This window comes from Sphingomonas sp. NIBR02145 (genome assembly GCF_027359115.1).
Lineage (GTDB): Bacteria > Pseudomonadota > Alphaproteobacteria > Sphingomonadales > Sphingomonadaceae > Sphingomonas > Sphingomonas kyeonggiensis_A.
In genome coordinates, this window is record NZ_CP114791.1 from 1,494,518 (window position 1) to 1,518,348 (window position 23,831).

A 23,831-nucleotide genomic window follows, 5' to 3' on the forward strand; every position below is an offset into this window, starting at 1 on the left:
CGGGGAGCGGCCGATGTCGATCAACAGCCTCTACTCCGCCTTTTCCCTGGCTGCGTCGCGAGGCGAAGTCAGCGCCGCTGTCCTGCCGCTGATGGGCAAGCTCGTTGCCGCGCTTGGTGTCGAGAAACTGTCGCTCACCCAGGGCGATCCATCCCGCCTACCTGCCGCCGCCGAGCTCACCGGGGTCACCGAATGGCCAAGCGGCACCCGCTGGACTCTCAAGCTGATCGGTACGGTCGAGGATGGCCGCGACCTGCTGACCCTCACGCTCACCGCCCAGACGGCGAAGGGGTTCGTCGCGCTCGGCACCTTGGTTCCCGCCCTGCCTAATTCCACCATCGCCGCACCCGACACGGCTGGGGCACTCATGGATAGCGCGTCGGTACTGACCGGCCTCGGGCCCGAACAAACGGTGCTCGGCGCGTCGGCCCTGGACGATGCCGACGTGCCGGCCCCGAGGCCCGGCATTTCGGGGTGGCTGCGGCTGCCGGGCACCTCGCTTAGCGAATATCAGTCCGTGATGGGAGCGGCGGAACTCGCGCTGGCCGGTACAATTGACCCGCGCGCGAGCGCGCTCGTCAACGAAAAGGTCGATCTGGTCGCGGTGGCTCCGGCGCTGACAGGCGGCTGGGAGAAGATTCCTATTCAGCAGCTGGCGATGCTGCTCTCCACACGCGCGGTGAACACCTACAGCCTGGCCGAGCCCAAGCCCTTCGTTTCCAGCGTTGAAATGCAGATGACGCTGACGGTCAACACCGGGCGAGATCACAACGTCAACGTGCTGGTGCCGTTGCTTCAGGGCGATCACATCTGGGACATCGCTGGCATTTTCGATCCGGCATTCACCCTGAGCGACGGGCTCGTGGCGTTGATGCGGCTGTTTCCGGGCGCCGCGCCCGCCACCTTCCAGCTGCCTGCCGGCGTTGCCGCGCTCGACGCGTTCGGCCTGTCCGCGCTTCGCTACGGCGTTCAGACCACCGGAACACTGCCGGTGCCGGAACAGACGCTCTATACCGGCGCGACCATCACCTCGACATCTGCCTGGAACCCGCCAATTCCGTTCGTGACAGTCGAAGAGGTGGGCGTAAACTGGCTGATGAACTGGTTCGGCCCGAGCCCAAGTTGGGGCGCGACGTTGTTCGGCACGATGCGCTTCGGCGCGAAAACGGCAGCGGGCACCGGCCCGGCGATCGTCGCCGGCGCACCGACCGACCAGAATGGCGATCCGGTCTTCCTCGATGTCGGCGTATCGCTGCCCGACCTTTCGATCAACGCCGAGACGCGTGGTGTCTTCAGGCTAGGCATCGTCGAAGCGATGCAGGTCTTCTATCCCGGCACGAACCCCAGCGTGGGCGGTGACCTGATGGTCGATTATATCGGCCTTTCGGCTTCGATTCCCGAAAAGACCTTCGGCGCCACGCTGAAGGCGCACGGCACGTGGGAAATCCCGGTCGGCAACGTCAAGTTCACGCTCGACGGCATCAAATTCCAATTCTCGGTCGGCCCCGCGGAAGTGTGGGGCGGGCTTTCCGGCCTGGTCGGCGTCACGGTCGGCGGCGAGACCAAGGCACAATTGACCGCGGGCGCCTATTATCCGGGGGACGGCAGCTGGCGCTTCCAGGGCGGGCTTGCCCTTGGCCCGCTAAATCTTACCCGGATGGCGGAAGCCTTTCTCGGCGTCACGGCGCCGAGCTGGCTCCCCAGTCTCATCCTTCGCGACCTGTGGGCCGATTACTCAACCGGCCCCGGCAATCCCTATTCGGTCTCGGCCGCGGTGGCGGTGCAATGGGACCCCGAGGTGCTCGGCATCAAGCTGGCGCTGACGGCGGAGGCCGAAGTGCGGCGGCGCCCCAAGGCCGCGGCCGGCACGATCGCAGGCGCGCGCGACGCCGTGCTGATCGCGGGGCTCGCCGCGAACAGCCCCGACCTCCACGCGATCATGCTCGCCGATGCGGCCAACGACACGCCCGCGATGATCTACGAGGGCAAGGTCAAGGGCTCGTTCGAGATCAACAACCTGATCGTCTCGGTCGGCCTGTCCTTCGTGTCGAGCGAAATGACCTGGCTGTTCGGACTGCAGCTCGACAGGTTTTCGCTGGAAGGGCGGACAGCCTGGATTGGCGAAGGTGCCAAGCGCCATCAAATTCTCACCGTCGAGATGCAAGGCGTCACCCTGGGCGCGATGATCGAGAGCCTTGCCGCTCTCGCCAACCCGAACGCCAACTACCGGCTCGAGGCGCCGTGGACTTTCCTCAACAGCATCGACCTGGGCAGGTTCAAGCTGGTCATCGACCCGACCGAACAGGCCGTATCGCTCGACTATGCGATCAATCTGAAGCTCGGCTTCATGACGATCAAGACGGTTGGCCTGCGCTATCAGCGCAGCACCGGCGAGCCACAGGTCGATATCGAGATCACCGGCAACTTCCTCGGCAAGGACTATGGCCGCGAGCCGGGGATGGCGCCCCTCGCCTGGGACGCGCTCAATGACAGCCCGCCGGCGATCCCGGGCGAGGGCATGCGGCTGATCGAGCTGCGCTACCTGGGTTTCGGCCAGCACGTCTCGCTCAATGGATTGACGCGGCCGGATTCGCTTTCCGAGATCGTCAAGCTGATGCGCGCGCAGCTCCAGCCGATGGACGATCCGATGCGCAACCCACTTGATCAGCCGAGCGGCAACCAGCTGCACTTCGATGAATCGAGCCAATGGCTGATCGGGCTCGACGTGACCTTGATGCGCACGGTCACCGTCAAGCTGGTGATGCACGACCCCGATCTCTACGGCGTGCTCGTCGCGCTCGCGGGACCCGATGCCGGCACGCTGGCGGGCTTCAGCTTCGAGTTGCTGTACAAGAAGGTAACCGACGATATCGGCGTCTTCCATGCGCGACTCCAGGTGCCTGACATGTTCCGCCAGCTCGATTTCGGGGTCGTGTCGATAACGCTGGGCATCATCACCGTCGATATCTTCACCAACGGCAATTTCAAGATCGATCTGGGCTTCCCGCACGGCCGCGATTTCACCCTCAGCTTCGGGCTGTCCTACGGACCGTTCATGGGCAAGGGCGGTATCTATTTCGGCTATCTCAACGGCGACACCTCGACCAGCGTCCCGGCGATCACCAACGGCACCTTCTCCCCGGTGCTCGAGCTCGGGATCGGCCTTGCGGTGGGCGTTGGCCGCGAGTTCAACAAGGGCCCGCTCAAGGCCGGCGCCTACATCCAGGTCGAGGTCATCTTCGAGGGCGTGCTCGCCTGGTTCCATCCCAAGGACGCCGCGGGCTCCACGTCGATGTACTATTGGGCGCGCGGCACTGCAGCGCTGGTCGGCAAGGTCTATGGCAAGGTCGATTTCAAGGTCATCTCCGTCGATGTCAGCTTCGAAGCCTATGCGGCGGCGACGCTCACGCTTGCTGCCTATCGACCGACGCTGATCGAAATGCGCGTGGGCGTGCGGGTGCATGCCTCGGTAAAGATACTGTTCGTCCGCATCTCCTTCTCGTTCGAGACGAGCCTCGACGTCTCGTTCGCGGTAGGATCGCAATCGACGCCGCCCTGGATCCTGTCAGCCGATCAATCGGGCCGCACTCCCGGCGTCCAGGCGATCGCGCTTCCCGGCACGGTTCCCTGTCACGCCGCCTCCCACACCCTGCAGGCGCCTCGGCGCCGGCCCGCCGACATGGCTCGGGTGACGCGCCTCGCGACGCTCCAACGCCTCCAGATCGCCGCTTATGGCACCCACGCGCTCGAGGACCAGGCCGCGATGCGCGATGTCGCTGCGCCGGCCGATCGTGCCGCCGAAGCCGACTACCGGCTCAATTTCTCCCCGAACGCGAAAGTCTATGCGGACGGCGAGATCAAGCCGCTCGACGTGCGCGTCGTCCCTGCGCTGACAATCGCGGCCATGCCGATCGCGTGGCCGGGCGGAACGGTGCCGACGAATCCCAGCCCCGCCTATCGCGTGGTGCTGACCTGCGCGATGGATGGCCCTGGGCCGGCGGCTGCGGCGTCGCTCGACGAGGCCCGCACCGGTGCCTTCGCCCCCACGGCGCGCGCGCGGTCGCAAGCGGAGACTCCGTTCGCGCTGTTTGCCGAGGGCCTGTTCCGCTGGTCGGTGTCCGCTATCGGCCTCGATCCGCGCAACGCCACGCTGACCGCCGGGGATCTGGCCGAACTCGCGCGGCAGATGGATTTCCCGCAAACCTTCGCGCAAGGCTTCGCGCTCACCAATCTGAGCGGCTTCCTGACCAGCAACGTGATGCTCAACCTCTCGGGACAGCCGGGGGGCGATGCCGATCCCGAAACGGTGAGCGGGGTCAGCTTCCCCATCCCGCCCGTGATCGGCTGGGCCGACGCCGACCTGCCCGAACCGGAAAAGAATCGCGACTTCGCGACCTATCAGCCTGTGGACGACGCCTATGCGGCGCGTATCGCCGCCTATTTCCGAAAGCTCTCGCCACAGCCGCTCGGCGATGGCAACGAGCCTTCCGGCGGGATACCCGGGGGGGAGGCACTCGCCGCGGTGATGTTCCGCGAATATGCGCTGCTCGTCGCCAAGTCGATGGTGCAGGCGGCGCAGGACCTGTTCGCTCAATTCCCCGTCGCGATAGACACGCAATCGACCCTGACGGACATCGCGGCCCGCTTCGAGACCGTCCAGCTTCCCTATGTCGTCCACGCGGGGGACACGGTCGAGCAGGTCGCCGCCGCTTTCGGTTACGGCAGCGCCGAACTTCTCGCGCTCAATCCGGGGATCGTGCGAGCCTTGCAGATCACCACCCCTGGATCCGCGATCCAAGTGGTGTTGGGCGTGACGCCGGAGAGCATCGCCGCGGCGAACCCCGAGCGACCGATCTCACCGGGCAAAACCATCGCCGCGCATGCGCTCCAGACCCAGATCCTGTCAGGCGAGACGCCCGCGACGCTGTGCGCGCGGCTTGGATCCAACGTCACGCAGTGGCTCGCCAGCCCGGCCGCTCTCGACGATCCCGCGATCACGCGCGCTGGTGCGGCGCTCGCCTTGCCTGCCATCGCCTATCCCAATCCGACCGAGCTCTCGCTCGTTCAGGTCGCGGCGCTATTCTACGTGCGGTTCCATGCCGGCACGCCCGTATCCGCGCTGGTGCCCGAAGCCGGCTGGTACGCCGAGGCAATCGCCCAGCTGAACCCCGGCGCTATCGACGCGGACGGAACGCTGCCGGCTACGGTCCTCGTGCCGTCGGCCTATGACGTGCTGACCAATCCGGTCGCATGGCCCCGGCTCGCAGGCGACACGCTGGCGTTAATCGCGGCGGCTGCCGCGCTCTGGCAGAATCCGGCAGCCGATCCGGGCTTCGCCACCTGGCTGGCGCAGGTTCAGGCGGACAATCCGGCCTTTGTCAGCGGCGCGGTGAACCTGCCCGCCGCGGCGACCGCGTTGCTTCCCGTCGAGCCGCTGCGCGCGCTTGCCGCCCGGCTGCTGCTGGTCACCGATCCCATCGCCGTCGCTGTCACGCCCAGCGCCGCGTTCGCGGCGCTCGTCGCGCCCGCCGAGCTGCTCGCGCCGCTCGCCAGTGTGATCGTCACCGATTGCGCGCTGCTGACGGTAGCCGGACAGACGCTGCGCAGCTTCGCCACCACCTACGACATTACGGTCGAGACTGTCGGCAGGATCGCGTCGGATGTCGCCGGCCTGATCGTCCCCGATCCCGTGCTGCCGCTCACCGTGCCCACGCTCACTGCCGTGCGTCTGCCCCTGCTGATCGAGCAGCTGATGAGTGGCACCCCGATCCGCGACGTCGCCGGACAGGTCTCGCGATTCATGCTGCAGGGCCAGCGCCTGCCCGCCCCCGGCAGCGACGAGCTGGACGGCATGTATGCGCTGGTGGGCCAGCAGGTCAGCGGTCCCGTGCCCAATTCCGAAAACCCGCCGAAAGCGGTCCGGCTTTCGCTTACGCTGGCAAAGACGGCGACCGCCGCCTGGCTGGAGTTCATCGATACGCATGTGGTCCCGCCGGGAGGGGGCGGCGCGATGGCGCTCGCGCCGGATGCAGCGCTGGCCGCGCGCAATCCGGCAGTCGCGCAGGATCGGCTGAGGCCGGGCATGATTCTCGATATCGGCGGCGCCGCAAATCTGGTGATCGAAGTCACCGAGGCGATGCTGGCGCAGTATCCCGCCACCACGCTCGCCCCGGTCCTGCCCGATCCCCCACGCGCGATGCAATTGTGGGAGGATGTGCCGGTCCGCCACGGCCTGCCGCAGCGTGTGCTCTGGCAAACCGCGGTACGGCCCGATTTTCCGGCGCTCGGCGCCCCCTTGGACGCGCCGGCGGTCGGCATGCCGTCGCTCTGGCCGTTCACGCCGGCCCTGTCCGCGATCGCGGCGCGCGGCGAAACGAAGCCCTGGCTGGTCTATCGGACCGATCCCGAGCGCGGGCCCGACGCTCCGGCTATTCCGGTCGAAGCCTTTGTCTGGTCGACCACGATCGACATCCGGCTCAACCGCATTCCCGGCCGTCCGCACATGGCGGAACTGGTCGGCGCCGATACGGCAGGACGCCAGCAGCTGCTCGAACTTTGGCAATATCTCAAGGCGGCCGGCACGGCGGATACCGCCGATCTCTTCTTCGGCTTCCAGCTATCGCCCGCGGCCGGCCTCGCTGCCGGGATCGCCACCCAGGCCGGTGACCCCGATGCCACCTATCTGGTGCGCACCAACCTTTCGACAGAGACACGCTCGGGCGCCGCGGCTAGCCGCGGCGCGCTCGGTGTCGGCACGCCGCCGCCTTCGGGCCCCTATTTCGCCCCGATGTCGAACGCGTTCGGCTTTCTCACTCTGCTTTGGGAAGCGAGTGTGGTCGGCGGGGGCGGCTATTGGCTCGCCTTGACCGACGCCGCCGGCAACGGCTTCGACGAAGCGATCTGGGGACAGGAAGGCGGCGCCGTGGTCACGCTCGTCGCGGTTCTCGAAAGTCAGGCCAGCGCCGCACCCGACCGCCAGCTGCATTCGTTCAACAATGCGGCGCTGCTCGGGGTGCCGATCGACACTTCGGCAACGGCCCTGTTCGTCGCCGCCCCGGACGATCGCGAGCTCGTTCGCCAAGCGACGGTCGCGCCGGGCAATGTCGGTTTCACCGTCGGCATCACGAACCCGCCCGACGATGGCGACACCGCCGAGCTTCGCGCGCGCCGGCTCTACAATCTCGCCGGCTACCAGCTCGTGGAGACCGATGTCTTCTTAAAGAGCGGTGCCGGCCAGCCGGTCGCCGCGCAAGTCGACCGCGGCCGTGGCATGCGCGCGATGCGCATGGCCGGCGCGGCATCGGCGCCAGTCGACGACAACAACCAGACGATCGCGCAAGTGATCCCGATCCACCGCTACGCCGGCAAGTCGAGCGTGCCGAGCGCCGCCGGTCTGCCGCCCGCAGCGCTCGATCCCTATGCGGGCATCGCTTCGGGCGGCGGCGCGATGCCGGTCGCGAAAGTGACGCTCGGCTTCCACGACATTTTCGGAAACAACAGCAGCGATGGCACCGCGCCGTCGGACGCGAGAAACAGGCAATGAGCGAATCCTCGACCCTGGCAGCGACTCCCGGCACCGTTGAGATGATCGTCGGCTATACCGATCCGGTGGTCGGCGTCGCCGAATGGCCATCGACGACGATCGGCTGGGGCGTCGAGATGGCCATCGGCGGTGCCGGCGCCAGCCTGGTGTTCCGCGTGACGATGCAGCCCGCGGGCCTGCTGCCCAATGGGACCGCGCCGGGCGACGCCGCGTCGGCCGCCGCCGCCGACATCGCGTCCCGCTTCGCCGCGATCTGGTACCAGCTAGTGCAGCCGGACATGCAGGTATCGCTGGCCACATCGCTCGACCAGCCAGCGGGCGCTTCGCCCACGGTGCTGGCGGCCGGCATCGACGGACTGCGCGCCCATATCGCCGGCTGCTATGCGTTCAGCAATGCAGCGGCAGCCCTGGGGGCTAGCGTCGCCGACCCGGGCATCACCCGCACGGTGGCCCAGATCGTTACCCATTATGGCGTGGACTGGCAGGCGCTTGGCCTTGCCGCCGGCGAGCGGCCATGCGGGTCGCTGTTCGCGTTGACCGAGGCCTGGCTCAACATCCCGAGCTTCTCAGTTTTCGTCGCCGGTGGGACGGTCTCGGCGCTGGTCCCCGCCGGGCTCGATCCCGCCACCGTGCTCGCGGATCCCGACAATGTCGCACTGCCGCTTTTGCCGGGCACGGAACTCGTCGTCCCCATTGCCGACCGGACCCAGCCCGAGCCCGGGCTTTCGCTGAACGCGCTCGCCAGACATTTCAATGTCACACCGGCAAGCCTGGTGCGTGCGAACCAGAATCGGCCCGCGCTGCTCGCCCCGGACTTCATCTTCAGCGCGCAGGGGCTTGAAGTCGAAGTCCCGCCGCTCGGCGTGCCGGGGGCGGACGCTACTCTCGACGCGATCGCGCGGACCTATCGTGACAATGGCGTGCCGTTCGACGCCGTGATGGTCGCCGTGGCGAGCGGCGACGCCCCGGGCATGTTTCGGCAGGACGCGCTACTCAAGGTCGATCGCCAGATCGTCGCTCCAGGCTGGACGCTTGCGACGAACGGCACCGGCATTCCCGCGGCGACGCTGGCGGCAGACAATGTAGATACGGTCGATCTGTTCGCCGCGAGCACACCGCTGTTTCTGGAGACGACTCCGCTAACCGGGGCGGAAACCGCGCCCTTCGGCGCGCTGGCCCGAGCCTATGCGATTGAGCCGGGCGATCTGCTTCGCCACAATGCCGGCCTCCTCCCAGCCGCGCCAAGTGCCGGCACGGGGTTTCCGATCCCCGGATTGGCCGCCCTGCCCCCCACGCCCGGCCTGTTGCGGGTTCCCTATCGGATCCCGGGCGGGCTCAGCCTGACCACGATCGCATCGCGATTCCTGTCCGCCGCGCCGGCCGGCTCGGAGATCTCTGCGGAACAGGCGCTGACCGAGGCGAGTCGCGCGCTCCCCGGGACGCTCGCTGCGGGCCAGATGATCACCGTCGCGGGACAGGATCTGCACACCGAAGCCGGTGACAGCTTCGACGCGCTGATTGCCCGTGCCGATCCGCCGGTCACGCTCGCCGACTTCGCCACTGCGCTAGCCGATAACGATACGGCGCTGGCGCAGGGCGCGCTACTGCTCTGCCCGCCCGCAAGACTCGCCGACGGATCGGAAGGTATCTCGCCGTCTGCGCTCGTGCCTCTCTACGGGCTGGATCCGGTATTGCTGCTGAGTGCCAATACAGCCACCGCGGGAGCGATCCTAGCAGGGATGACGCTCAAGGCGTCCCCACTGGCCGATACGCCGACGGTCACCACAGCGGCATCGGACAGCCTCAACGCGATCCTGCGCCGTTTCGCGATCGCCGGCGCGTCGGTGACGCTGGGCGACTTGGTCAAGGGCAATTTCGATATCCCGTTCCTCGCGCCCGGCGCCTTGCTGCTGCTGCCACCGGCGGACACGCGCCTCGCCGCCACATTCGGCGCCGGCGGCTGGCAGTTCCCCGATGTTATCTTCCCGGTGCGCAGTTCGATCACCCTCAGCCGCGACAGCGCGCTCGTCCATCCGGCATTTCGCGGGACGGCTCAGATGCCGAGCCCGGTGGTCCGCGCAGTCTCACCTATCGCCGCCACGCGCAGCGCAGCGCCGGAACGTCAGGAGGACGGCGCCTATACGCTCGACCTGCTCGCGGCGGAGCTGGAAGCCGCGATTCCGGGCCTCAAGCTCGCCACCGGACGGGTGCTCTCCGCCGAGCGCGACCCGGCGCCCACCGATATCTGGGCGGTGTCCTTCGTCGATCCGGGTGGCATTACCACCGTGGACATCGCGCCCGCAGTCGAAGTCGCGGGCGCCGAAGGCCTGCAGCCGTTGAGCTTCGCGCTTCGCCCACTGTCGAACGCGCTCGAGTCGAAGGCAGGCGTGGAAGTCCGCACGCTGGATCCGGCTACCGGCCAATGGGGCAATGTCGAGGTCAGGGACTACCAGGGCATCGACATGGAAGTCTGGGCGCGAGCTTGGCTCGCGGGGCTCGATCTGCTTTGCACGGCGCCCTATTCGGCGCCTGCCTACAAGGTCGCGCCGACGGCGCTGGCGGATCTGCTGGCGGCTAAGAAGCTATTGGCATGTGCCGTCGCGGACGGACTGTCGCCGATCTTCGCCGAACAGGAAGCCAGCGGCGGCACGATCGGCGGCCCGGCTTGGCAATCGGCACGCGAAGTGCTCCACGAACGCCTGCTCGCGCGGCTCAGCCAGGCTTATGACACCACGGCGATCCTGCAATTCCCGGCAACTGTTGTCTCTCCGTCCACAGCCGATGCGGCGAAGCTGGTCGGCGCGGCGAAGCTTCGCCCCCTCGATGCCGGCCTGAGCACGCGCGTAACGGCGGCAGGGGGCGAGTCGGGTGCGTGGAAGGTTTCGCAGCTTGGCAATGCGAAGGTGGCGCTGGCAGCGAACGAGACTGCCACCGTTTCCTTCCCGCTCGACGTGTCGCAGCCATCGCGACATCGTTCGGTCACGCTCGAACCGGTTTTCGCGATCAACGAGATCGAGTTCAACATCGCGCCCGTCGTCGATGGCTATGCGGCGTCGAATTGGCTGAGTTTCGTCCGCCCCTTTGATCGCTTCCCCCCTTCGGCTTTCTCGGCACCGCTAGGCACGCCGGTGGCGCCCGTACCGTTGCGCGCCTATCCCGAACTGCCCGCGCTGGTGTCGCAAATCGCCGAAACTGCTTCCAATCCGGAGAGCTCCGAAGATGCGCTGCTCTGGTCTTATGTCTTCACCTATACCCATCAGAGCGCCGCTCAGGACCAGATGCGGATCGAGCTCGAGTTCAATCGCGGCCCCGTCGCCCAGCGCCTGGCGATCACCGACGACACCTTGTTCCAGAAGCTGGCGGAATATGCATCGGCCAGCGACACGCTTTGGCATATTCTCGGTGCTCTCGAGCATTCGACAGCACCATCCAGCGATCCGGTGCTGGCCAACGCCCTTGCCAGCTATGCAGAGCTCGCCGCAGAGGTATCCGCCGCCTGGGCAGGCTGGTGGGGTATCGGAAGCTGCAACGAGATCGTTGCCAGGGCTGGCAGCCCGCGCGCCGCGCATGTCGGGCTTGTGCCCTCCACTCGCCGCGCCGCGCCACAGGCCGGCGATGCGGAACCGGCGAGCGCGCCGCACGAATTCTATCATTATCTCGCGACCCTCAACGCCGAGCTGATCGAGGGTGGCGACGTCTACACTTCCCTGACGCTCAAGCGCCTCAGTGCCGATGGCGTGGTTGCTTGGCCAGCGATCGAAGTAATCCGCGAAGACGGCAAAGTGATACCGCTCTCGGCGCCGGTGCTGGCCCCAGACGCGGAGGATTCCGACACGCACACCTATAGCTTCCCGCGATCCGATCCCCTCGATCGCGTTCCCGCATTCACGCGGCTCGCCTTCCGCTGGTCGGTCCCACGCCTTCACATCGCCACCTATCAGAACGCCGCCTCGGCGATATCGGTGATCCGCAATGCACATCTCCTTGGCGCTTCCGGGGCGGAGACGTGCACCGCCTTCGTCTACAGCACGCCTCAGCTCGGTTTCCCGGAGCCACTGGTTCCCTTGATCACCGTAAGTGACCGCCTTTCAATCGGCAGATGGACCACTGATCCGGCGACCAATCCCCTCACGGGCCTGTTCGACACCCTCTTCGACCACGATCCGGTCGGTCGCGAGATTGTCGTCGCGATCCGCTATGGCTACACGCTCGCAGCTGGGAATCCGCCGCTGGAGACCTTTCTCCCGGTCCGGCTGCGCCCGCGCTTCCACTACAGCGCCGCGCAAACCGTCCGGTCGATCATCGACACCGTCGAAGAATGGCGGCAGCAGGTTCTCCCCGCGACAGTAGGCGGCCTCTGGGGGTTCTCGATCAGTCTCTATTCTAGCAACGACCCAGCACTGAACAGGCCACTTGTGGAGCTGCAAAGAATCGTGTCGCCGATCAGCTAGTTTACATTGGGTTGACCGGTCGCCGCCGCCGTTCGCGTTTATCTGCGCCTCCATTGGACCTGCATCCAAACTGCTAACAGGAACTCCCGACATTGAACTCAGGTTAGGGCTTGCGAGCCGGCTCTGACATGCGCTGACTTGCGAACGCTGGATCTTCTGGGAGCTGGCGAGGTGCCCGGAACTAAGCTGGATAGACGTAGATATCCAGCGACATCATCCTGAACGCCAATCCCTTACGAGCGGCACAGGACTCCAGATGCCGGACTTGTTGACCGAGATACTGAACTTAAGCGCCTCGGGACCGAGCACAGCCAGTGTCTTAGCCTTGTTTCGGTCGCTTGGGCCGCTGCCCCTCGAACCCCAATGATCGAAATACGGCTTGTCGGTTTCTTCAAGATCGCGTCGCAACCGGACAATTTCCTGTTCGGTGGGTACCGCTTCTCCCCGCGCATCCGTCGGAATCTCCTTATCAAGGCGGCTTAGAAATTCCGATGGGATGAGCTTGCCTCTGCTGCGCCCATGCGTCCGCAAGAGCTTGGCAAGCGCGTAGTAATCTTGCTCGGAGAATTTGGCCTCAATCCGGTAACCGTGCTGAACATCGAAGCGGAAGAATTTCGGATTTTCGCCCCTCGACGTCAACGACAGAACGAACGGCCTCTCTCGGACGGAAAACAGGCAATCGAATCCGGCGGCGCCCGACGGAACGCGAAACTGTTGCACGTCGATACCTAGTTTCCGCATACTCATGTGCAGCGCACGCAGATGCGTCATCTCGATCATCAGTGCCATATCGCCTCCTCCTCTCGGCATCATCTTGCGGTTATAGGATGGGGAGGCATGGACAGGATGGGAGCGGGAGAAATACTGTCAGCGACGGAAAATGCCCGCTCCGTAGCGCCGGGCAAGATGGCGCGCGACTGCGGTGATATACACGCGTTGCCGTCCGGACTTCGGGCTGTGATAAATCCCGACAGCCCTCCAATAGCTCCTAGTTACTGCAAGTCCCGACAGGAAGATCCAGCGCGCTACATCGACATTGAAGCAGGGGTCATGGACCAACCATAGCCGGACCTGCCCCTCCGGGCGACGGATCAGCCGGGCAATCTTCGGCACCCACCAGCTATTGACCTGCAGCGGCCCGAGATCATGGGTTCCGTTGGCATTGCGGATCTCGGCACCGACCCATCCGCGCTCCTGATCGTGAAGCGCCCATAACGTCTTCTCCAACCAAACACGACCTCCAGCGGAGCGAGAGAGGCATCTCGCGACAACCTCACCGTGCAGATCGTTCACGGCGAGCGCCGGCGGACTCAACAGCAGAGCGGCGAGCCCGAGGAGTGCCGTCACGCGGCGGACAAGGTCAACGACCACGGCCGCCTCCTCTTTCGGATGGAATTTGTCCCGGGCGATCAGGCTCATGTCGGGGCCCCTCAACCCGCCCGGTTTCAGTGCGGCCGCCCTGAACAAGAGAGTGCATCCAGCGATCCAGCATCTGGGCGACCGATTGCGCGCGTCCCGCAATGGCTGCCGGCAACCCGCGGGCCTGATGCTCGCGCTCCCGTTCAGGCCAAACCGCTCGCTCGGCTCTGTCGGCAAGCTGTTGCGCCCGAAGGCGGTCGAGCCGATCCCCGTGCCGTTGTAGGCGCGCCTTCACGCCATCACGGTCCAGTCGGCCCAGTCCCTCCAATGCAGAGGTTTTCTCACCGGACCGCCGTTCCAGCCGGTCGACCAGCCGCTTCTGGTCTTCCGTCCAAAGCTTCACCCCGAAGCGGGCCCGGGTGATCGCGGTGTAATAATTCTGTCCCGTCACCAGCGGCGAGTTCACCGGCGCCAGAATATAGACCCTATCATACGTCTTGGACTGGGCCGAGTAGACGGTCTCGGCATAGCCATGGTCCCAGTTCTTGTGCCTGGAGAGATCTAGTTGCTGGACGCGGCCGTCCCGATCCCACCGGATCGTCGCCTCGGTTCCTGAAAGCCGCTCCACGGTCCCTCGGTCTGCGTTGCGAATACCAAGCGCATGATCGACGAGGCGCCATTGAATGCGGTCGCCGGCGGCGAGATCGCGTCGCTCGCTTCGGAACACGTTGACCTGGCTCGCTCGCTGCAGCCTAGGATCCCACTCTATACTGCGACCCTGCTCGTCAACCAGCCGCACAACCTGCCGGCCACGGGCGCCGACGGTCGTGCCGAGAACGCGGTACTCGGTCCCTCGTGCGATCCCAAGATCGGGGTTGTCGCGCGAAAATGTCACGACCTGCCCACCGGAATAGAAGCGCGCGATCTGCTTTTCCTGAGCTGTCATGCCGGCCGGCGCCAGCACTTCCAGGCGCGCCTCTTCGGCAGCGACCGCGCCCTCCGTCTTGAGCGCCTCGCGCACCTTGGCATTGACGATGAGGCGGGTCGCGTTCTCGAGCACGAGAATGTTGGTACTGTCGCGACTCTCGGGCTTCAGCCTCGACCATTCGCCGACCATTCGCTCAGCGAGCCTATCGGCCGGCTCGCCCGAAGTGACACGGTCCAGGTTGGCCAACGATTCGGCATAGTTTTTCAGCCGCGCCTGGGTCACTGCGGCCTTCATCGTCCTCGTTTCCTGCCGGACGGACTCGGTCAGCTCGGCGACGGGCAAGCCGAGGCGCTGCATCAGCCAGAAAGCCTTTCCCTGCTCGATCGCGCCGGTCTGGCGATGGTCACCCAGGAAAATCACCCTTGCCCTGCTGATCCGGCTGATCTCCAGCACCCGCAGCGCCTGCCGGTTGCCGAGCTGCCCGGCCTCGTCGACGACCAGCACATGGCTTGCGTCCACCCCCCTACCGCCGCTGGCGACGAGGTTGGCGACGGTCCGAGATTCTATCCCGGCGGACTTGCCAAGATTGGCGGCCGCGGACGAGGTCGGCGCCAGCGCGATCAGGATCATTTCCGCGGGCGCGGCTTCCCCCAGCGACCGGATCAGAGTCGACTTGCCGGCACCCGCGACGCCGGGCACGCCTACCACCCGGTCGGTGCCGGCGCCGATATGGAGCAGGGCCGCAAGCTGGGCCGGCGTGAGGCCCGATGCGATGCCTACCACCTGGAGACGCTCGGCGCTTGCGACCGGCACCGCATCGCCAAGGGCCAAGGCGAGATGATCCGAAAGCGCTAGTTCCAGGCGCGCGGTGCGCCGGGTAGTCCTGCCCCGGGCCTGGATCTCGTCGCCGGTGTGGTGCCTGGTCTCCAGCAGCTTTCGCTGCGCCGAATGGGCTTCGGCGAGGGGACGGATATCCGTGAGGCGGACGGTCCCGACATCCGTGGCGAGCCCCCGCGCCAGCAGCCGCCCGAGATTGTTGACGGCTTCCCTTCCCTCCTCCTGCCGGATTCCGAACAGCATCGCCCGCGCGGCCTGGCCGGGCCCCGGAAGGATCGCTCGTTCCCCGGTTCGCTCCGCTGCGAGCCGTACGTCTTCCACCGCTTGCCTGTGGTCGCCGAGCCGCGCGGACCAGCGCGCCTGCAACGCCTCGAGCGAGACCTTCTCCTTGGCCCCGCGGGTCTCGTAGAAGGAAATCCGCCGCGCCGCCTGACCGGTCAGGCCATGCTCGCGGGCATGGGCGTCGATCTGCTCGGCACGCCGCGACATGGCGGCCAGCAGTCCCTTGGGGACGCCGGCGATCTCGAACATCCCCGAGCGAGGGTCGAAGGCGATGTCGTAGCCGATCTCCTTCAGGCCATGGGCGAGCTCGCTGCGATAGATCTGGCCGGCGACCATCTGCTCGGCGAACATCGCCCGGGTCTCGAGGCTCGACATGCGCTCCCCGTCGGCCCGGTTGGTCATGTTCATCACCACGACATGCGTGTGAAGATGCGGGTCGAGCTCGCGCGAAGCATGTTCGGTGAAGCGCGCGAAGATCAGCCGACCGGTGGTTTCGTGTGCGATCTCGCCATCAACCCGGTGCCGGAGCGTGGCGTGCTCCTCCAGATAGGAGAGCGCCACCCCCACGGCCCTTTCATGCATGGCCAGAATGCGCTCGTCTCCCAAGACCAGTGCCATGACCGAGACCGATTTGGGCGCGTTGACCGCGAAGTCCCAGCCGGGATGGTGCACGATCTGCCCTTCCCTTCGCCGGCGGCCTAGCTGAACGTCCCCGACCTTGCCTTCGAGTAACGCTTGGAACTGGCGAGCATCGACGCGCTCGCCCTCCAGCCCCAGCTCGGCCGCTATCCTGCCGCCCCATTCGGAGTGTTCGTCTCCGCCCTTGGTGTAGTAATCACCAACCGCATAGTAGCGAGCGATGTTGGCGGACGTGCCCTTTAGACGGCGGGGATGAATCATGCCGGCCTCGCCGCATCTCGCGTTCCAGCCGCGCGGCCATGCTGGCGCAGCCGGAAGCCTGCCGGCTTTCCGTAAAGGACTATTTCCGGGGCTGGACGCGCGGGAGGTTGCGCCGCGCTCCCCCGACTGCCCTCGACAGACTCCGGGCCGTCGGGGCCGGAGTCTTGCAAGGGCAGATCAGGCATCGGATTTAGCGGCGCGCGGCACGGCGCCTGACCATCTCCCGCCGGCGGATCCACCTCCCGATCTCCATCCCCTGGCCTAACGGCGAGTTTGCGCGGGTCGTCGACGCGCTCCTCGAAACCCGCCGCGACCGATGGAATGTCGTTGTACCGGTCTTCGAAGCGTACCACCGGAAGATCGCGCCCAAACCGGAGATAGCCGGTGAGGTTCGGCAGGTTGGTCACTTCAGTGTGCAGGACCAGCGGACGGGTCACTTGCATGCGGGACAGGTTCACGCCGTCGCGCATGTCGTTCACACCATAGGACATGCCTTCATTGGCCTCGACCTGCTCGACCTGGCCGAGATTTTCGCTGACGTGCTTCGCTGTCGGGGTGTCGTTGGCGCGGAGTGCCACCCAGGTCGAGCAATAGCCGGTGACTGCGGCGGCGTCCTGGATGCCATAGGTCGCCTCGAGCTGCGGATAGGACTGGAAGCCGAGAATGCCACAGCCGCCATATTTGCGGGCACGGGCGAGGAAGTCTGAAAGCGATGGCAGTTTCTGCAGCGTGGGCAGCTCATCGATCACCACATAGAGACGGCGGCCCCGGTCCGGCGACAGGCTCATGATCGCACTGATCGCGATGTCGAGCCACACCGTGATCAGGGGGCGCAGCGAGGGCAGCTGGTCCGCCTTGACGGTGATGAACAGCCAGCTGTCGTCCTTCTCATGGGCGACCCAGTCGCGGATCGACAGCCCGTCCTCGGTATCGTCGAGATAGGAGAAGCTGCGCATCACCGAGGCCAGCTCGGCCTGGATGCCGGCGCTGGTACGCTCCCCCTCGGTCGAGATGAAGGCTGCGGCGTCGGTGCCGCTCGCAAAGGCGGCCAGGTCCTTCAGCCGGGACCGCAACAGCGTGTCGAGCAGGATCGAGACCAGGGTGCGTTCCTGGCGCGCCAGCTTGCGCAGCACCGCGACGAGTGTTCCGCGTGCCGCCTTGGCCCAGAAGGGATCGCCCGACTTGTCCGGGATCGTGGACTCCGCGATCTGGTCGTAATGATAGTCGCGCGGCACATCGACCCAAGGGGACCACAGGTCCGACCGGCGATCGAGCGGGTTGAGCAGCACGTCGATGCCCGGCCGATAGAATTTCTCGACGAAGGTCCCGGCGGTGTCATAGACGATCGCGCGCCGGCCCGCCTTGCGCATCCCCGCCAGCATCTTGACGATGATATTGGTCTTGCCGGTTCCCGGAGCCCCGCAGATCAGCACATGCTCGGGCTCGAAGGCCGCCGGCATGCGCACGCCGCCGATCGAGAAGCTGCCCCTGGGCTGGCGCCGCAGCGCCCGCCGGACCTGCCGCACCGTGCCGAACCGCGCGCCGCGGAGGAACTGGTTCGACCCCAGCCCGCGCCCCGTCCGCGTGAAATAGAACCAGGCCCAGAACAGCACGCCAAGGGCGAAGACGCCCGACAGCAAGGCCCCCTGGATCAGGTAGCGCTCGAAGGCGTGGAGCGTGACCTGCGCGACTTGGGATTCGAGCAGGATCCGGGGCGTTGTCCAGACCAGATGACCGTCCGGCCCGGAGAACTGGATCGGCGTCGCATTGCCCGGGACTGCGTCCCCCATCAGGACCGCCTGCGCGAGCTTGGTCGCGACATAGCGCTCATAGACGCTCGATTTCTCGAGCGTGTACCAGAAGACCCCGCCCAGCCACAGGACCAGGCCCGCGACCGTGGTCTGGTAGAGGACCTGGGTGGTCATCCGGACATTATGGACGATGGCCTGGCCGCCCCGCGTCCAGCTGCCCAGCGTGTCGTGCCGGAAGATGCTCATGCCTGGTCCTGCTCGGGATCGAGCAGCCCCCTTTCGCGGAGCAGGCGCCGCGCCTCGCGCAGCCCCTCCTCAAGCGTCTCGGGCGTCCGCTTGCCGATCGAGGTGGCGAGGATCGCCAGCGTCTGGATGCCGGTGGCGTGGATCTCGTCGAGACGATCGTGAAACTCGCCCGGGTCGGCGCCCTGAGCACGCTGGAGAACGTCCCGGATAAAGGCCGACGGCGTGATGCCGCCGCGTCGCGACTGGTCGAGCGCCCAGTCGAAAAGCGCGTCGTCGAGGCGAAGTGTAAAGCGTGCCATGCATGGACCCCGTCCAGCGCCGGCACGTGATGAAGCGCTCTTCCAATAGCAAAGAAGCGCCATGATCTCAATATCTTGAAGCGCCGACACCGTCCTACGCATATGACAAGCAGAAACAGGCACTTAGGAATGGGCCCGTCCGACGCGTCGGACATGGCGGACAAATGTCACGGCGCTGGCGGACGTTTCGCACCTCGCAAAAAGGGCGGATTCCCGCGGTTTTCAGGGCCGCAGCACCCGTGCGTACGGTGCATTACAACTTCGCCCTTCAGGGCGTGCGTCGAGACAACCGCATGACCTTGGTCATGCGCCAGATTCGACACCCGCGAGGAGGGCTAAATAGCTGATCCAAAGGGCAAACATTCCACGCCCTGAAGGGTCGGCAAAGAGCGGCGCAGAGCGCCGGTCGAGCCGTACTTCCACCGCTTCCCATAAATCCCCGCGTGTCCTGGGGAACATCCCTCCGGACGCGCTCTGACGGCCCTTTCAGGGCCGGGATTATGGAGCGACGACGCTATGCGACGCGCAGAAGCACAGGACCTTTCCACCCTCGATCCCGGGACTATCGCCCTACCCGCGAGCGGCGAACGCCTCCTGCGCGACACCCTCGCACCGAACCTGGCCCTGCGCCTGCGAGCCTCCGGAAGCAGAACATGGGTGGTGTTCGGGCGCGTGTCTGGAAAGACGTCGCGCAACACCCTTGGAGAGGTGTCGCATATCCCTCTGGACGCCGCTCGCCGCATGGCGAGCGCAGCGCCCCCACCACCTACCACCACCACCCGCGCGCCCCTGTTCGGGCCGGATGCACGCATCATGGATGTGATGCCGCACTTCCTCAAATCGGGGGAAAGCGGTCGCTGGAAGGCGGGCACGCTGCGGAATATGCGGGCCGTCGCAGACGCCCATATTCTGCCCCTGCTGGGCCGCCGGAAGGTCCGGGAAGTCTCGGCCGAGGAAGTCGCGCGATGGCGGCTGGACATCGCCGCGCGAAGCACAGCGGTGCGCATGGCGCTTTCGACGCTGTCGGGCCTGATGCTCTATGCCGAGGACCACGGGCTGAGGGATGCAGGCACAAATCCGTGCCGGGGCATGCGTAAGAAGCAGAAAGGCCATCGCGGCCAACTGCTCCCGGCCACAACCGTAAAGCGCCTGTGGCAGGCGCTGGAGCGCCTGCAAGGCAACATGCCCGATGCCTGTGACGCGGTGCGGCTGCTGCTCCTGACAGGCGCGCGGCGCAGCGAAATACTGTCGCTGGAATGGGACCGGATCATAGGCTCGCGGGCGGTGCTGGAGGACTCCAAAAGCGGCCCGCGCACGATCTGGCTCAACGCCCCGGCGCGCGCCATTCTCGACACGCGCAGGGATGCGCGCAAAAGCCGCTTCGTCTTCCCCGCGCAAAGGAGTGACGGCCCGATCGGCGTGATCGACCGGCAATGGCACACGATCCGGAAGGAAGCCGATCTCGGCGCACTGAGGCTCCATGATCTGCGCCACCACTTCGCCTCGCTGGCCGTCTCGAACGGCATCGATCTGCGCCTTGTCGGCCAGCTGCTCGGGCACCACGATATCGACAGCACGCTAGGCTACGCGCACATCGCAACCGACGCGCTCAAGAGGTCGGCGACCCGGGTATCGGGTCTGATCGACCGCTCGATGCGAGGGCGCGGGCCTCAGCCTGCCACCCCCGCTCGGGAGGCGCGTCATGGCTAATCTCGCCCTCTCGCTCACCGACCGGGCCTGCGCCCGCACCCGTCCCGAAGCGCGGGAATATGCACTGCGCGATATCCGCCAGCCGGGCCTTGCCCTGAGAGTGCAGCCCTGCGGCGCGAAGAGCTGGATCATGCGCACACGCAAGGACGGCAGGTCCGTGCGTCAGGTGCTTGGTTCCTTCCCCGATACCGACGTAAGCACGGCCCGGCGGATCGCTGCGGCCCTGATGGCGGGAGACACACCGGCGCCGGCGGCCAACCCTGCCGCGCCATTGTTCGAGGTGTTTCAGGCCGAGCATGAGCGCCGGGCCGGTGCCTTCTACAAGCCTGAAGGGCTGCGCACCTATCAATCCTATGTGTCCCGCCGGTTGATCCCGGCGTTCGGCGGCATGCGGCTCGATGCGATCACGCGACAAGATGTCGTGCGCTGGTTCGAGGGCTATAGCGTCACCCGTCCAGGTGGCGCCAACCGCGCGCTCGGCATCCTGCGCCACCTGCTCAGCTGTGCCACCGCGTGGGGATATCTGCCCCCTGATTGGCGCAACCCGACTACGGGCGTCCGGATGAACCGGCGCAGGATCGTCGGCACCTTCCTGAGCGAAGACGAAATGGCGCGGTTCGGCGAAATCCTCGACCAGCGCGAGGCCGAGAAGTGCACCGCGTCCGCACTCCTCCGGTTCCTGACGCTCACCGGATGCCGGGTAAGCGAGGCGATCACCCTCGAATGGCGCGACGTCCTGACGGACAGGCTAAAGCTGAGAGACAGCAAGACCGGCCCCCGCGAGGTGATCCTCGGTGCGAGCGCGATACGCTTCCTGAAAAAGCACCGCATCGGCCTTCCCCTGCGCGCCCGCTCCGCGCACTCCTTCGTGTTCCCGCTGGAGGCCGGACAACGCTATGAGTCCGTTCGCTCGGCGTGGCTTGCTATTCGCCAACAGGCGCAGCTACCGGCCAAGCTCCGCATCCATGACCTGCGGCACAGCTTCGCCAGCCATGCGATAATGTCGGGTGAAACCCTGTTCTGCACGTCTCGGTTGCTGGGGCATAGCCGCGTCCAGATGACCGCCAGATATGCGCATCTTGCCGATGGCGCGTTATCGACCGCATCCGAGAAGCTGGGGACGCTCCTGCTCGCGCAGGCAGGTATCCGAAGCGGCTAGCGCTTCTCCGATACCGCCGCTTCGAGCTGGGCCAGACGATCCGCGCACACATCGTGCACGGCCCGCCCCAATTCCTCGATCCGCTCGGACAACCAGAGCAATTCCTCTTCGGTGATCCGATAGTGCTTGGAATAGCGCGCCTTCACATAGGCATCCTTGAGCTTCTCGAACATCGCGCGTTCGCGCCGATTGTTCGAAGGCCAGATGCCATGGATACGACGATCCAACCGCTCGGCCTGCGAGCGCAGGAACGCCAAATTGTGGACGTGCGGCGTGTAGAAGGTCAGCACCAGCAGGACGGCGTGATACAAGCTCTCAGCCGTCTGATGGTACAGAAAGGCGGCCTCTTTAGAGAAGCCTTGGGCTACCGCATCCGACGCAAGCTTGCCCTTCCTCATCGCGGCAGAGAACCACTCCCCATAATACTCCGTCGCCAGCGCAAGCGCCTGCTCTGGCGTCTTCGGCTTGGGATCGAGCAGCGGCGTATCGTCGCTCTGGTAGAGCGCGATCCCGTCCTTCGCGACGTCCATGAAGAAATAGCGGCCGTGGGCCAGCCCGTCATTCACCTCCTGTAGGGAATGAACGATGAAATTGACCGGGGTACGCAGGGTCTTGGTAATCGCGAGTTCGCGGATCAGCCGCTCCTCGGCGCGCACCCAGTAGTCGACCCGGTCGGTCAGCTCCTTCTGGTTGACGACATCGTGAACCAGAAGGACCTCACGGACCGCGTCGCATATTGGGAGGGCGCGGAGGCCCGGCTCATTGAAGGGTTGATCGGGAAGACGCTCAAGACGCCGGTCAACTTCATCGTTCACACCCTGCAGGAAGTGAACGATGGGCTCGCGCACGGCCGGTACTTCTTCATGGACATCGCTCGGGACGGCATTGCCCTCTATCAGTCCGATGACAGCGAGCTTCTGGAGCCGCGGCCGAAGACGCCCGAGCAAGCACTCGAACTCGCGAAGGAGTATTTCGAGGAGTGGTTTCCGTCGGCGATGAAGCGATATGAGCTTTTCAAGTACGGCGTCGAGAAGGGCTTCTGGAAGGACGCAGCTTTCGACCTTCATCAAACAACCGAGAGGCTCTATCACTGCGCGCTATTGGTCGTGAATTTCTACACCCCGCACTCCCACAACATCGCTTTCCTCAGAAACCAGGCGGAGAAGCTGGACAGGCGCTTGGTCAATGTCTGGCCCTCGGACAGCCGCGCCGACCGGGCAAAATTCACGAAACTCAAGGACGCTTACGTCAAGGCACGCTACTCGAAGCACTATCGCGTCTCGGCGGAAGAGCTTGAGTGGCTTGGACTCTGCGTGGAGCAGCTCGGGCAGATCGTCCAGACCGTCTGCGCCGAGAGAATCCGGGAACTGAGCGGTAAGATCGCTACGTGAACGACCAAATTGTTTCGAGGGACGCCATCTGGCGGACGACCGAAGCGGCAGCTTTACCTCGTAATGCCAATGCTGAAACACCAACTTTCCGCGAAGAGGTTCATCATTTTCTCTACGTGGTACCCGTGCAACTTTGATCGCTGGCTGTTTACAATTGGCTAGGGACTGGTCGTGACTGAAGCCGGCTTATCGGGAAGCTTCAGGTCGCCAGGAATGACAAGATCCGGCATACTCGGGTGCGCCTTGCTCGGCTTGCTTCGCAGTGCTTCCCGGCGATCGAGAAGCCGCTTCTGCTCTGCAAGCATGACGCCGTCCAGCTGCCGGGGGTAAACATACTCGCTATACCGCGCCGGATCCATCTCCAGGCTTCCCGCCGCCGCCAGTTCGAGCATCCGGAAATGGGCGCTGGCCTTGCTGAAATAGGGCATGAGCTGGATAGATACCGCGCTGCTGCCCTTTTCGGACATCAGCTTACGCAGTTCCTTGCCATTCTCGACGACCGCGTCGAGCAGGGTCTTGTCGCCCGGAGCAAGCCCGGCGAGCCACCCCTTGGTCAATAGCGCGGTCAGCGTACGGAAATTCGCAGCATCTGGCTGATTGCGCTTCAGCTCCAGCGCGAGAATCTTGTTCTCTCCGCTCAAGTGCAGAAACGGTCCGACGAACTCGGACAACCGCTTCTCGATCGACTCGATCTCAAGCTCATTGGTCTTCTGAATGATCGTGGCACGGCCGTTTCTGGTTGTCCCGACATAGCCGACCGCCGCACCCAAAAGCGCCGCGAGTCCGCTCAGCGCGGCTGTCCACAAGGGGTTGAGTCCGCCGCCCGATTGCACTCGAACGGGCTCCCGGACCGTCAGGACGGCCTCCATCGGGCCAGCCCGCGGCGTGGGCGCGGTGGACGCCGGGGCGTCGTCGATCGGGGCCGTCGCCACACCATTGGCCGGGGACGGCGCAGCCATTGCCAGTGGCGCGCTT

12 protein-coding genes are annotated in these 23,831 nt (G+C 65.7%); 5 read left to right on the forward strand and 7 right to left on the reverse strand.

Translation table 11 applies throughout. The features are described from left to right. The first annotated feature begins 13 nt into the window (after window positions 1-13). The gene (locus tag O3305_RS06660) at window positions 14-7,543 is read left to right on the forward strand and encodes a LysM peptidoglycan-binding domain-containing protein (protein WP_269575686.1); all 7,530 of its coding nucleotides are present in this window, start codon (window positions 14-16) and stop codon (window positions 7,541-7,543) included. After that, entirely contained in the window at window positions 7,540-11,994 is a 4,455-nt protein-coding gene (locus O3305_RS06665; protein ID WP_269575687.1) for a hypothetical protein, read from the forward strand. Before O3305_RS06660 ends, O3305_RS06665 begins: the two co-directional genes overlap by 4 nt. Before the next feature lie 213 nt (window positions 11,995-12,207). Here O3305_RS06665 and O3305_RS06670 read toward each other — a convergent pair whose 3' ends face one another. From O3305_RS06670 to O3305_RS06690, 5 genes are all read right to left on the reverse strand, one after another. Continuing rightward, the gene (locus O3305_RS06670) at window positions 12,208-12,783 is read right to left on the reverse strand and encodes a DUF6037 family protein (RefSeq protein WP_269575688.1); all 576 of its coding nucleotides are present in this window, start codon (window positions 12,781-12,783) and stop codon (window positions 12,208-12,210) included. Between the two features lie 78 nt (window positions 12,784-12,861). Continuing rightward, complete coding sequence (locus O3305_RS06675) at window positions 12,862-13,413, reverse strand: lytic transglycosylase domain-containing protein (protein WP_269575689.1); 552 nt, start codon at window positions 13,411-13,413, stop codon at window positions 12,862-12,864. Beyond that, window positions 13,355-16,300 carry a MobF family relaxase gene (gene mobF, locus O3305_RS06680; protein WP_269575690.1) on the reverse strand — a complete coding sequence of 982 codons (2,946 nt, stop codon included), beginning with the start codon at window positions 16,298-16,300 and terminating at the stop codon, window positions 13,355-13,357. Before mobF ends, O3305_RS06675 begins: the two co-directional genes overlap by 59 nt. Next, on the reverse strand, window positions 16,297-18,297 hold the full coding sequence (locus tag O3305_RS06685) for a type IV secretion system DNA-binding domain-containing protein (RefSeq protein WP_269575691.1): 2,001 nt from the start codon (window positions 18,295-18,297) through the stop codon (window positions 16,297-16,299). Before O3305_RS06685 ends, mobF begins: the two co-directional genes overlap by 4 nt. Continuing rightward, window positions 18,294-18,596, reverse strand: coding sequence for a hypothetical protein (locus O3305_RS06690; protein ID WP_269575692.1), 303 nt, complete (start codon window positions 18,594-18,596; stop codon window positions 18,294-18,296). Before O3305_RS06690 ends, O3305_RS06685 begins: the two co-directional genes overlap by 4 nt. A gap of 516 nt (window positions 18,597-19,112) precedes the next feature. Between O3305_RS06690 and O3305_RS06695 the strand changes: the two genes are divergently transcribed. Both O3305_RS06695 and O3305_RS06700 read left to right on the forward strand, forming a co-directional pair. Then, window positions 19,113-20,306 (forward strand): tyrosine-type recombinase/integrase, encoded by a 1,194-nt coding sequence (locus O3305_RS06695; protein ID WP_269575693.1) that lies wholly within the window; start codon window positions 19,113-19,115, stop codon window positions 20,304-20,306. Next, window positions 20,299-21,465, forward strand: a complete 1,167-nt coding sequence (locus O3305_RS06700; protein ID WP_269575694.1) for a site-specific integrase — start codon at window positions 20,299-20,301, stop codon at window positions 21,463-21,465. The genes O3305_RS06695 and O3305_RS06700 overlap by 8 nt, the downstream gene beginning before the upstream one ends. On the opposite strand, the gene O3305_RS06705 is transcribed toward O3305_RS06700, so the two are convergent. Further along, complete coding sequence (locus tag O3305_RS06705; RefSeq protein ID WP_269575695.1) at window positions 21,462-22,313, reverse strand: HEPN domain-containing protein; 852 nt, start codon at window positions 22,311-22,313, stop codon at window positions 21,462-21,464. The genes O3305_RS06700 and O3305_RS06705 overlap by 4 nt on opposite strands. Between O3305_RS06705 and O3305_RS06710 the strand changes: the two genes are divergently transcribed. Continuing rightward, window positions 22,293-22,856, forward strand: coding sequence for a HEPN domain-containing protein (locus O3305_RS06710; RefSeq protein WP_269575696.1), 564 nt, complete (start codon window positions 22,293-22,295; stop codon window positions 22,854-22,856). The genes O3305_RS06705 and O3305_RS06710 overlap by 21 nt on opposite strands. 158 nt (window positions 22,857-23,014) lie before the next feature. Here O3305_RS06710 and O3305_RS06715 read toward each other — a convergent pair whose 3' ends face one another. After that, window positions 23,015-23,815: a hypothetical protein gene (locus O3305_RS06715; protein WP_269575697.1), complete on the reverse strand. Its 801-nt coding sequence runs from the start codon at window positions 23,813-23,815 to the stop codon at window positions 23,015-23,017. Window positions 23,816-23,831 lie beyond the last annotated feature (16 nt).

What these genes read in the sequence shown, in the direction of transcription:
- O3305_RS06665 (WP_269575687.1), top strand. Translation starts at nt 7,540, where the DNA reads ATGAGCGAATCCTCGACCCTGGCAGCGACTCCCGGCACCGTTGAGATG.
- O3305_RS06675 (WP_269575689.1), bottom strand. Translation starts at nt 13,413, where the DNA reads ATGAGCCTGATCGCCCGGGACAAATTCCATCCGAAAGAGGAGGCGGCC.
- O3305_RS06670 (WP_269575688.1), bottom strand. Translation starts at nt 12,783, where the DNA reads ATGGCACTGATGATCGAGATGACGCATCTGCGTGCGCTGCACATGAGT.
- O3305_RS06695 (WP_269575693.1), top strand. Translation starts at nt 19,113, where the DNA reads ATGCGACGCGCAGAAGCACAGGACCTTTCCACCCTCGATCCCGGGACT.
- O3305_RS06685 (WP_269575691.1), bottom strand. Translation starts at nt 18,297, where the DNA reads ATGAGCATCTTCCGGCACGACACGCTGGGCAGCTGGACGCGGGGCGGC.
- O3305_RS06700 (WP_269575694.1), top strand. Translation starts at nt 20,299, where the DNA reads ATGGCTAATCTCGCCCTCTCGCTCACCGACCGGGCCTGCGCCCGCACC.
- O3305_RS06690 (WP_269575692.1), bottom strand. Translation starts at nt 18,596, where the DNA reads ATGGCACGCTTTACACTTCGCCTCGACGACGCGCTTTTCGACTGGGCG.
- mobF (WP_269575690.1), bottom strand. Translation starts at nt 16,300, where the DNA reads ATGATTCATCCCCGCCGTCTAAAGGGCACGTCCGCCAACATCGCTCGC.
- O3305_RS06660 (WP_269575686.1), top strand. Translation starts at nt 14, where the DNA reads ATGTCGATCAACAGCCTCTACTCCGCCTTTTCCCTGGCTGCGTCGCGA.
- O3305_RS06715 (WP_269575697.1), bottom strand. Translation starts at nt 23,815, where the DNA reads ATGGCTGCGCCGTCCCCGGCCAATGGTGTGGCGACGGCCCCGATCGAC.